The sequence below is a fragment of the Candidatus Aquicultor sp. genome (genome assembly GCF_054640775.1).
Genome location: NZ_JBTSLF010000311.1, coordinates 1 through 2,734, shown reverse-complemented (window position 1 = coordinate 2,734; position 2,734 = coordinate 1). Strand labels below are relative to the sequence as shown.

Sequence of the window (2,734 nt, the reverse complement as noted above, 5' to 3'; positions counted from 1 at the left end):
GCCGGGCCATCGAATATGCCTTACGCCGCAGCAAACCGAGTGTCACACTGGTCCATAAAGGTAACATCATGAAGTTTACCGAAGGGGCCTTTCGCACTTGGGGTTATGAACTGGCCCAGAAAGAATTCCCCAATGAAACCTTGACTGAAGCGGAATATGACCGGCAACCCGACGACAAACAATCTCTGAGAAAAGTCATCATCAAGGACCGGATTGCCGACATGATGTTCCAGCAAGTCCTTTTGCGCCCTTCCGAATACTCGGTTATTGCCACCGGTAATCTGAACGGGGACTATCTTTCCGATGCCCTGGCGGCCCAGGTTGGGGGCTTGGGCATGGCCCCGGGGGCCAACCTGGGGGATGATTGCGCGATATTTGAAGCCACCCACGGCTCGGCCCCTCAATATGCCGGTATGAACAAGGTAAACCCGGGGTCTTTGATCCTTTCCGGTGCCCTGCTCTTGGAACATCTGGGCTGGCAGGAAGCAGCGGACTCGATTTACACGGCTATTCAAAGGACTATCTCGGAAGGCGTTGTCACCTATGATCTGGCCCGCCAAATGTCCGGTGCCCATGAGGTTTCATGTTCCCAATTTGGCCAGTCTCTAATCGAGCGCCTGGGATAAAGGGTCCCTGGGGGTCCGGATTCGTTTCCCTCTTCTTCCCGGAGAAATGCCATTTTTGCCGTACCTTATTAAATATCCAGGGTGAAGAAATTCCCGGACTGTGCCCAGCCTGCGAAAAAGATATTAAATGGCTGTTCGATCCCTATTGTCCCCGCTGCGGCCGGCCATTCCCCAAAGGGTCGACTTCGCACTTATGTGCCGACTGCCTCCGGGAGAAGACATCTTTTGATTGGGGCCGGGCGGCAGCCCTGTATCAAGGCGTTCTGGCCGAGGCCATCCAGCGTTTTAAATATCAAGGAGAGGTCAATCTTGCCCGCCCCTTAAGCTGGTTCTGGAACAAAATTAATTTAGAAAATATACCCTTTGAGGCCATCATCCCGGTCCCGCTTCATCCGGTCCGGCTGCGGGAACGGGGTTTTAATCAAGCCCTTCTTTTAGGAAAAACCCTGGGAAAAATCCACCACAAGAAGGTCTTAACCGGGGCACTCAGGCGGGTCAGAAATACCATCCCTCAGGTTCAGCTTGATCATTCGGAACGTGCCAAGAATGTCCGGGGGGCCTTTGCCGTCAGGAAAAAGCAGGAAATATTGGACAAACGCCTTCTTTTGGTTGATGATGTCTTTACTACCGGAGCGACGGTAAACGAATGCGCCAAGGTTTTAAAAAAATCCGGGGCCAGAGAAATCATTATTTTGACCCTGGCCCGAGTAGGAACGGAATGAAAAATAAAATTATTGCTCGCCCTCAGATTGCCGGGTTGATCAGCGATCTCAAAAGAAAAAAACAAAAAATCGTCTTCACTAATGGATGTTTTGATCTCCTCCATGTCGGCCATGTCCGCTATCTCCAGGAGGCCAGGCTCTTAGGAGATTGCTTGGTCATCGGTTTAAACAGCGATCAATCCGTAGGAGAGATTAAAGATCCGGCGCGCCCCTTAATATCGGAAGCGCAACGGGCCGAGGTTTTGGCCGCCCTGGAGTGTGTGGACTATATAGTCCTCTTTGATGAAGCTGATCCTTATAAGTTAATTGAAGAAGTCAGGCCCGACATTCTGGTTAAAGGGGCGGACTGGTCCATGGACAAAATCATCGGAGCCGATCTGGTGAGTTCCTATGGTGGGGAAGTGCGCAGGGTGGAGTTAGTCCCTTCGATTTCCACCTCGGAAATCATCAATAGAATTATTTCCCGTTATGGTAAAAGTGACGCCTGAAGGGTCATTTCTCGAGTTAACGTTTGAAGAGGGAAAACAAAACGGTCAGAAGAATACTGATGATGATACAGGTGGCGATCGGGAAATAAAAAGAAACCTTCTCTCCCTTAACGAATATATCTCCGGGCAATTTCCCAATCCAGGGGATCTTGGGCCAGAGAAGGAAAATTGTACCGACCACCACCAGGATCAGACCAAAAAAGAGCAGTGCCTTCCCTAAGCTCTCAAAAGAATTCATAATTTTATATATATCCTCAGAGTTTATTGATAGTTTTTATTTTAACTTCTTTCATTGTCAAGTGTCAATAACCTTAACAACTCCCCCGACTAAAAACGGAAAGAATGCATGTTAATCACCTTTCAGCAAACTCATTTTCATATTCCAGGTTCCGGCATCAGAGGAACAGAGGAAGGCGATAATTTACACATAATCCCTTAGGGTTATAAACTCAGAGGAAAGAGGTATTGATTTTTTTACAATTCATCCTTATTATACAGTAAAATTGTAACCATTGAAAAAGGATGAAAAAAAAGAAATTGAGGAGGAAGGCGGGCCATGTCCGAAAATGAAGAAAAAGGCTTTGTATTTAAGGACCGCAGGAAAATTTTTTCGGAACCGGAAAAGGAATCTGCGGTGAGGGAAAGCACCCCACAAGAGGAAAAAATTCAGGAACAGGTTGAACAGAAAGAATCCCCCCCACATCCTCCTTTGCCCGAAGTTAATTTCGCAACTTTTATAGTCTCTTTGAGCACCGAGGTCTTGTTCCATTTAGGGGAATTCCCCCACCCGGTTTCAGGGGAAAAGCAAAAAGATTTACCCTTGGCCAAGCACGCGATCGATACCCTGGCCATGCTGAAAGACAAAACCCAGGGGAATTTATCAGATGAAGAAAAACAA

Annotated in this window: 5 protein-coding genes; 4 read left to right on the top strand and 1 reads right to left on the bottom strand. The window is 47.8% G+C overall.

Annotated elements, in window-relative coordinates:
• The 3 genes from ACYC56_RS14620 to rfaE2 form a co-directional block, all read left to right on the top strand.
• A partial coding sequence (locus tag ACYC56_RS14620; RefSeq protein WP_461374904.1) for an isocitrate/isopropylmalate family dehydrogenase occupies positions 1 to 626 on the top strand: 626 nt, incomplete at its 5' end.
• A complete protein-coding gene (locus ACYC56_RS14615) occupies positions 584 to 1,348 on the top strand; it encodes a double zinc ribbon domain-containing protein (protein ID WP_461374903.1) in 765 nt (254 codons plus the stop codon). The genes ACYC56_RS14620 and ACYC56_RS14615, both read left to right, overlap by 43 nt.
• Positions 1,345 to 1,836 carry a D-glycero-beta-D-manno-heptose 1-phosphate adenylyltransferase gene (rfaE2, locus tag ACYC56_RS14610; protein ID WP_461374902.1) on the top strand — a complete coding sequence of 164 codons (492 nt, stop codon included), beginning with the start codon at positions 1,345 to 1,347 and terminating at the stop codon, positions 1,834 to 1,836. The genes ACYC56_RS14615 and rfaE2 overlap by 4 nt, the downstream gene beginning before the upstream one ends.
• 16 nt (positions 1,837 to 1,852) lie before the next feature.
• On the opposite strand, the gene ACYC56_RS14605 is transcribed toward rfaE2, so the two are convergent.
• Complete coding sequence (locus ACYC56_RS14605) at positions 1,853 to 2,074, bottom strand: DUF2905 domain-containing protein (RefSeq protein WP_461374901.1); 222 nt, start codon at positions 2,072 to 2,074, stop codon at positions 1,853 to 1,855.
• Positions 2,075 to 2,392: 318 nt separating this feature from the next.
• On the opposite strand from ACYC56_RS14605, the gene ACYC56_RS14600 reads away from it, so the two are divergent.
• Positions 2,393 to 2,734, top strand: a 342-nt coding sequence (locus ACYC56_RS14600) for a DUF1844 domain-containing protein (RefSeq protein WP_461374900.1), incomplete at its 3' end; no start/stop codon positions are given.

What these genes read in the sequence shown, in the direction of transcription:
- ACYC56_RS14615 (WP_461374903.1), top strand. Translation starts at nt 584, where the DNA reads ATGTTCCCAATTTGGCCAGTCTCTAATCGAGCGCCTGGGATAAAGGGT.
- rfaE2 (WP_461374902.1), top strand. Translation starts at nt 1,345, where the DNA reads ATGAAAAATAAAATTATTGCTCGCCCTCAGATTGCCGGGTTGATCAGC.
- ACYC56_RS14605 (WP_461374901.1), bottom strand. Translation starts at nt 2,074, where the DNA reads ATGAATTCTTTTGAGAGCTTAGGGAAGGCACTGCTCTTTTTTGGTCTG.